General features: G+C 39.4%; 5 protein-coding genes and 1 tRNA gene. 2 read left to right on the forward strand and 4 right to left on the reverse strand.

Features of this window, described 5'->3' with window-relative positions:
• Window positions 1-484: 484 nt before the first annotated feature.
• A complete protein-coding gene (gene lepA, locus PN450_RS19885; protein WP_271837316.1) occupies window positions 485-2,296 on the reverse strand; it encodes a translation elongation factor 4 in 1,812 nt (603 codons plus the stop codon).
• A 272-nt stretch (window positions 2,297-2,568) separates the two neighbouring features.
• On the opposite strand from lepA, the gene PN450_RS19890 reads away from it, so the two are divergent.
• Window positions 2,569-3,336, forward strand: a complete 768-nt coding sequence (locus tag PN450_RS19890) for a pantothenate kinase (protein ID WP_417033761.1) — start codon at window positions 2,569-2,571, stop codon at window positions 3,334-3,336.
• A 118-nt stretch (window positions 3,337-3,454) separates the two neighbouring features.
• On the opposite strand, the gene PN450_RS19895 is transcribed toward PN450_RS19890, so the two are convergent.
• Both PN450_RS19895 and PN450_RS19900 read right to left on the reverse strand, forming a co-directional pair.
• A complete protein-coding gene (locus tag PN450_RS19895; RefSeq protein WP_271837318.1) occupies window positions 3,455-4,093 on the reverse strand; it encodes a Uma2 family endonuclease in 639 nt (212 codons plus the stop codon).
• 613 nt (window positions 4,094-4,706) lie between these two features.
• A tRNA-Thr gene (locus PN450_RS19900) sits at window positions 4,707-4,778 on the reverse strand.
• Window positions 4,779-4,811: 33 nt separating this feature from the next.
• Between PN450_RS19900 and PN450_RS19905 the strand changes: the two genes are divergently transcribed.
• Window positions 4,812-5,075 carry a DUF3493 domain-containing protein gene (locus PN450_RS19905; protein WP_271837319.1) on the forward strand — a complete coding sequence of 88 codons (264 nt, stop codon included), beginning with the start codon at window positions 4,812-4,814 and terminating at the stop codon, window positions 5,073-5,075.
• 45 nt (window positions 5,076-5,120) lie between these two features.
• Here PN450_RS19905 and PN450_RS19910 read toward each other — a convergent pair whose 3' ends face one another.
• The gene (locus PN450_RS19910) at window positions 5,121-6,767 is read right to left on the reverse strand and encodes a DUF1565 domain-containing protein (RefSeq protein WP_271837320.1); all 1,647 of its coding nucleotides are present in this window, start codon (window positions 6,765-6,767) and stop codon (window positions 5,121-5,123) included.
• Window positions 6,768-7,388: the final 621 nt, after the last annotated feature.

Consider the following 7,388-nt stretch of genomic DNA (forward strand, 5'->3'; position numbering starts at 1 on the left):
ATTGGTGTTTGGACAAAACGTAAATTCAATAGACATCTCCAATAATTTTTGAACCCCCCAGTCGGTTTTAACCGACTTTAGCTATAAGACAGGGAATTTATTCCCTGGCTTCTCTCCCTGGCTTCCTCCTTCCTCCTTCCTTACATCACCACCCCATAATGTTTCGCTAAAAAACGCAAAAACGCCAACGGGAAAAAAGTGATTTTATTGTGTTGACAAACAATTTTAAAAATGTTATCATGAAATTGATAAGGAAGAACTATTTTGCTATTAGTTAATTAGTGACGAGAAGATCCTCTGCTTACCTACAGTAGCGGGCAAGATGCCCGCACTACAAGGGTTTCATAATTCAAGTTTGTACCTCATTAGAGCGAAATCTGCTGTATTACCCATTTTTTGCCTGATTTTCACAATAAACTCGCCTGTAATTTCCCTCACGATTGCATACAGGCGAGTTTTTAGCAATAAACCAAAAATCTGGGAATTAGCTCTTATCTAACCGCAACACAGCCATAAAAGCCTCCTGGGGTACATCCACCGTACCTATAGACTTCATCCGTTTTTTACCTTTGGCTTGCTTTTTCAACAGTTTCTTCTTCCGGCTGATGTCGCCACCATAGCATTTAGCCAAGACATCTTTCCGCATCGCTGATATACTTTCACTGGCAATAACTTTTGAGCCAATAGAAGCTTGAATGGGGACTTTGAATTGATGACGGGGAATTAGTTCTTTGAGTTTTTCCGCCATGGCTCTACCGACATTGTAGGCTTTATCTCTGTGGACAATCATCGCTAAGGAATCCACTGGATCACCATTAATCAGAATATCCAATTTCACCAAAGGATTTTCTCGGTAACCAATCAGATGATATTCCATACTGGCGTAACCGCGAGAACGAGATTTCATTTGATCAAAAAAGTCGGTGACAACTTCAGCCAAAGGTAACTCATACGTTAGTGTAGTCCGTCCTTGGGTGAGATATTTCATATCTTTGAAGACTCCCCGACGATTTTGCGACAACTCCATTAAAGAACCGACGTAGGTTTCTGGAGTAATCATTTCGACTTTGACATAGGGTTCTTCGATTCTGTCCCGTTCATTCGGTTCAGGTAAGCGACTAGGATTATCAATGTACAGTTCTTCACCTTTGTTGGTGACAACTTTGTAAACTACCGATGGTGCGGTAATGATTAAATCTAGGTTATACTCGCGTTCTAAACGTTCTTGGACGATTTCCATGTGCAGTAATCCCAAAAACCCACAACGGAAACCAAAACCCATGGCGCTAGAGGTTTCTGGTTCATATTTTAATGCAGCATCATTGAGTTCCAGTTTTTCTAAAGCTTCTCGCAGGTCTTCAAACTGATCTGCGTCTATGGGGAACATCCCACAAAATACCATGGGATTTGCTTCTGCGTAACCAGGCAAGGCTTCAGTCGCTTTGTTTTTGCATAGGGTAATGGTATCTCCTACTCTGGCATCAGCTACGGCTCTAATTGATGCTCCTAAATATCCTACTTCCCCAGCATGAAGTTCTTCCACTTGCTTTTGTGTTGGCACGAGAATGCCTAATTCATCAATGATAAATTCTTTACCAGATGCCATTAAGTAGATGCGATCGCCTCTTTTCACAGTTCCATCCATGACCCGGAAGTAAACAATTACACCCCGGTAACTATCATAGTAACTATCAAAAATTAACGCCCGCAGCTTCTCATTTACAGTGTCAACAGGTGGGGGAACTCGTTCGACAATTGTTTCTAAAATCTCCGCAATCCCAATTCCCTCCTTCGCTGAAGCCAAAATTGCGCCACTGCAATCTAAACCAATAATTTCTTCAATTTCGCCAATTACTCGTTCTGGTTCTGCCCCTGGTAAATCAATTTTATTTAAAACTGGGATAATTTCTAGATTATTCTCTAGGGCTAAATAGACATTTGCGAGAGTTTGCGCCTCTACACCTTGGGACGCATCCACAACTAATAATGCCCCTTCACAAGCCACTAGAGAGCGCGACACTTCATAGGAAAAGTCTACGTGTCCAGGAGTATCAATTAAATTCAGAACATACTGCTGACCATCCTTGGCAGTATAATTCATCCGGGCAGCTTGCAGCTTAATTGTAATGCCGCGCTCCCGTTCCAAATCCATGTTATCAAGAAACTGCTCTTTCATCTGTCGATCTTCTACAGTCCCAGTCGCCTGTAGTAAACGATCCGCGAGAGTAGATTTCCCGTGATCAATGTGAGCAATAATACAGAAATTACGAATGCGAGCAGCGGGAACGTCAGTCATATACCATTTTTGCTTAAAGCAAACCAAAGTGAAAGCTATTTACTTCATGTATTTTAATGCTTTCTGAGAGAATAAGGGAAGAGGTAGGGAGCAACGCGAGGGAAAGAATTTTTTGATTTCTGCTCCTGACTCCTGTACAGCAGTTACACTATACATTACCGCAAATTTCCCAGCCATATTTTCAGGAAAAAACCTATAACTAAGTTGAGAAAATTAAAAGTGTGAGAAATCATCTGCCCTTAAAAGAGCAACAGCATCTTTCTTTAGTATTAATGGTCGGTAATTCCCGCCTCCATTGGGCATTGTTCATAGATAAGATATTATACTCAACTGGGGACACATTTCATCTATCTGCATCTGTTATTCAAAAATTAGCTGAATCTCCAACCTTAGATAATTGGTTGACAGCGATTTCTCTACCTACCAATCTTCCCATTATCCCAGATGATCCTATCCCTCTGATTCTCGCTTCTGTCGTTCCCAGTCAAACCGCACTTTGGCAAATTTACCCCCATTTGCGTCTGATTACTTTGGAAGATGTACCATTAGGGGGAATGTATCCCACGCTAGGAATTGATCGGGCTTTAGCGGTATGGGGTGCGGGAATAACTTGGGGATTTCCCGCATTAGTAATTGATGCGGGTACAGCATTGACTTTTACAGGTGCAGACAATCATCAATGTTTGGTTGGTGGGGCAATTTTGCCGGGTTTAGGGTTACAATTTGCCAGTTTAGGACAAAAAACCGGACAATTACCATTATTAGAAACTAGGATAATGACATCTTTACCACCACGTTTTGCCATAAATACATCAGATGCAATTCAAAGTGGAGTAATTTACATTTTATTAAGTGGGATAAAGGATTTTATTGAGGCTTGGTGGCGGTTATTTCCTGATAGTCAGATTGTGATAACTGGTGGTGATAGTCATTTATTAAAAAACTATCTTCAGCAACAGTTTCCAGATATAGCAAACCGATTAATTGTAGATAATAAATTGATATTTCAGGGAGTTGGAAATATAGTGATTAGGCAATAAATCTCTAAAACTCTTATTTCTTCCGATTAGTATTACTTGTAAATTCGGCAAATCATTGTACTAGACTTTAGACTCAAAAGCACATAAATCATATTATTTGTATATTTGTAGGGGCAATTCATGAATTACTCCGACGGATGTTTTCACGGAACTTTGAGATTAAATCTTTTGGTTTTTCACCAGACAAAAGCAAACTTGCTAACAGAGTTAAATCTAAATCCCGTAAAAATTCACTTTTAGATATTTTCTCATACTTATCACCCCGCAAAAAATATAAAGAAAATTGATGATTCTGCCAAAACCAAACTTCCGGTACACCCAAACCTTGATAAATTAATAAATCATCAATTCCCCCACTCGTTACAACCACCTCAATAGCCAAATCAGGAACAGATTTTTCTGAATCAAAACAATAACATTCATCTGGTTCAATACCTCTAGCGGACGCTTCCTTTCTAAAAGTAGTTGAACCTAAAGGATAAAAATCAATATCCTTTTCCATAAAATAAGTTTCTAATAATAAAGCAATTAGCTTTTTATCAAACTCATGGCGACGACTAGGAGACATTATTTCTAAAGTACCTTCTAAATATTTAAACCGATAATGAGAAGTATTTTCAAATCTCTGTAACATTGTCTCATATATATTCCAGTTAATCCCATTCATCAGTAAAATTTGGTCAGAATCAACATTATCTAATGCTGATTGACTTGTTAATTCTTCCCAGCAACTCAACTTTTGTAGTAAACCTAACATTGTTACTGCTCCAAAATTGCTTTAAGTAAGTTGGCGTTAAACAATCAACATATGTAACGAAATGTAAATTCGACAAATACCTTATAGATAGGTTATTTAAGGGTTTTTACGAAAAAAATGTATATTGATTTTATCGTGCCGACTTACTTAATCTCAGACATAATTTCAGCAACTCGCCGATCTTTCTCTAATATATCAGTTACCAGTTGCTCTGGGGGTAAATGTTCAAAATCCCTCTGATTATTGGGGTTTTTCAGGTCAAGATTATAAATTGCCCAGTAAATAGCATCACCTTTCGCTTTTTCATCCTTACCAATTTTGCGGTGAATTTGTTCTTCAGTTGGAAACTGTTTTGACTCATCCTTAATTTTTTGAATCTGCTGTTTAACTTTCGTAACTACTTTAGATAGAGAAAAATCTAAAATTAATTTTAATGAAGACAGAGAAAATCATTTTAATTTTATTTGTTCTTCTAAATTTTGCAATTGATTCACAGCGTCCCTCAATTCCTGAACACCCCCAAACCCTTGCTTTCTCCTGATATTGTTCAAAAAAGTCAGAGTTAGCACGACACAACCTTTCAGTCCGTTGCTTGTCTTGTTATATTACTTAAAGCCGATGATGAGATTTGAACTCACGACCTACTGATTACGAATCAGTTGCTCTACCCCTGAGCCACATCGGCGTACACAGTCACACATTATAACATAATTTATTGATGATGGAACAAAATTCTCCAAAAAATCTCAACCCCCAACAATATGAACGTCTCAAAGCCGAAGCAGCCGCACCCTATCGGGGGTTAAGGCAATTTATTTATATTGGTGTCGGTGCTTCCGGCTTTATTGGTGCATTCGTTTTCTTCTTTCAACTCCTAGCAGGACGCGATATAGAACAAGCACTGCCTAATTTCGCCATCCAACTAGGAGTAATTGGGTTAATGGTGTTTCTCTGGAAATGGGAAAACAGCAGGAATAAATGACAGACAAGAGACAACTGGGAAGATAAATATTCCCCTGCCCCCTGCCTACTTACCAGTTACCAGATATGGAGAATTAATTGCTTGAACACGACCAGCATTAACCAAGGCTTGATATACAAAAGCCGCAATTTCCGCTCTAGTTGCTTGACGCTTAGGTGCAAGCTCTTTAACAGTGGGATAATTAATAACTAATTGCCGTGAAGTTGCTGCTGCTACTGGACCAACTGCATAACTAGGAATTTGACTAGCATCAGTATAGAAGTTAATCACAGTCTGACCATTCGCAGTTAAACCCAAACCATTAGCTAAAGCTACCAAGGCTTGCACTCTAGGAATTTGTTGTTCTGGCTTAAAAGTTAAATCAGGATAACCAGATAGGAACGGACTACTAGAAGCAGTTTGAATGGCGCTATAAGCCCAATAATTGCTTTTAACATCTTTAAAAGCAATTCCTTGGCGTGTTGCTGAAGGTTTAAAAGCCTTATTTATGATAGCAGCAAATTGAGCGCGAGTTACAGGTTCATTGGGTTTAAAACTACCATCTGGAAAACCAGCGATAATATTTTTGGCAGCTAAAGCTTCAATGTAAGCTTTTGCCCAGTAACCTGTTTGCACATCTTTAAAAGCAGTGTTTCCAGTATTTCCAGTATTGTTATCGGGAGGTGTAGTCACTTTAGCCGCGACAAAATCAACAGCACCAAAAATCCGCTTCTCGTTAATATCGTTACCAATAGCGACAATTTTGCTAGCTTTAGTAGCATTGTTCAAATCATAGCGAGCATTATCACGGATGAGATTGCCACCAAGATTTTCACTTGTACCCAGGTCAGGAACTGCACTAATAGTAGCGACAATACCATCCCGTTTATTACCGCGAATGGAATTTTTACGGAGGATAGGTTTGGCAGTTTCCGAGATAAAAAGACCGTCTGTGTTTTGGGTAATGTTGTTACTTTCTAATAAAGGTGTAGAACTACCACCAATTGCTACACCAAAACCAGTATCCTGAAATAAATTGCCACGAATCACACCTTGGGCAGATTTAGTTACAGAAATTCCATTGCCCTTATTTTTCAAAAAGATGTTATTTTCGATTTGGGGATTTCCCGTACCTGTCACAAAAATTCCTTCTCTGACACTGTTAATAAATGTGCTATTTTTGATCACAGGGTTACTGGATTCTACCCATACAGCCGTTCCCCGGGAATTCGGGTTGGTAAAAGTTAAACCTGTAATAATAGTGCTATTATTCGCTAACAGTGTAATATCCTGTCTGGCAAAAGTGCGACTAGTGTAATAACCACCACCGCTAATTAAGATTCCCTCACCCTTGTTAGACTCATTACCTTGAAGCGTCACTCCAGAATTGAGGACAAGAGGGAATGTTTCACCACTATCTTTACTATAGTTCCCAGGGGCAACCTGAACAACTGTCCCGGCTGTAGCTTTAGAAAGGGCAAAAGTGATGGTTTTATAGGGGGCTGCTATAGTTCCATTAGCGGCAGTATCTTTTCCAGTGGCAGAGTTAACGTAAATGACAGTGCCATTGGCTGGCACTTGGGCTGTTAAAGTTGGAGCAGCGCCAGCTTTAAGTTGACTGAGTATGAGGGTAGAACTACCAGCAACTAATAACAAAGCTGTCAGGCTGGTTTGTAAAGATAAACGAGAAATATGAAAACCCTGATTTTTCATTTTTTTAGTGAATAATGTGTTTAATGATGGTACTTTCACAAGAATGTAAGGTAACAGATGTACATCTGTAAAACCCATGACAAACTATACCGGATCATTATCACTTATTCCGCTAAAATTGTGATTAAAAAAAACAAAGTAACTTAACAGTTCAGTAACTTTTATCCTCTAACATACCTCTAAGATACAAGGTTGGGTTGACGCAAGGAAACCCAAGAAATACACAAGGTATTGCTCCTACATAAAAATTGAGGATAAGAAATCTTATCCTCAACTTCCCTGCTGAAAGCAAGGAGTAAATATTTTTGACATACTCACCGACCTGAAGGTGCGGGGAAACACTTGACACATCGCCAGAACAAGCCACAAGTGGTCTTATCGTCCCTCCATGTCCGTTTAAAGTCTCCCAATGCCCTATGGCGACTATGACCAAATTTTAACACAAAGCCGTCCCGGAAGGACGGGGCTTGTGTCCCGTCTTTTCGGTCAAAGGGTTAATAAGGTGAACTACCTACACTTCCCTTGCGGGTAAGTATAGGCTTCCTACCCAGTTAACAGCTTTTTGCTCTTCGAGAACAACAAGACTGATGTTAAGGCGATAGGCTGACCCCTCGTTCCAAA

This window comes from Dolichospermum lemmermannii CS-548, assembly GCF_028330815.1.
In the GTDB taxonomy this organism is placed as follows: Bacteria; Cyanobacteriota; Cyanobacteriia; order Cyanobacteriales; family Nostocaceae; genus Dolichospermum; species Dolichospermum lemmermannii.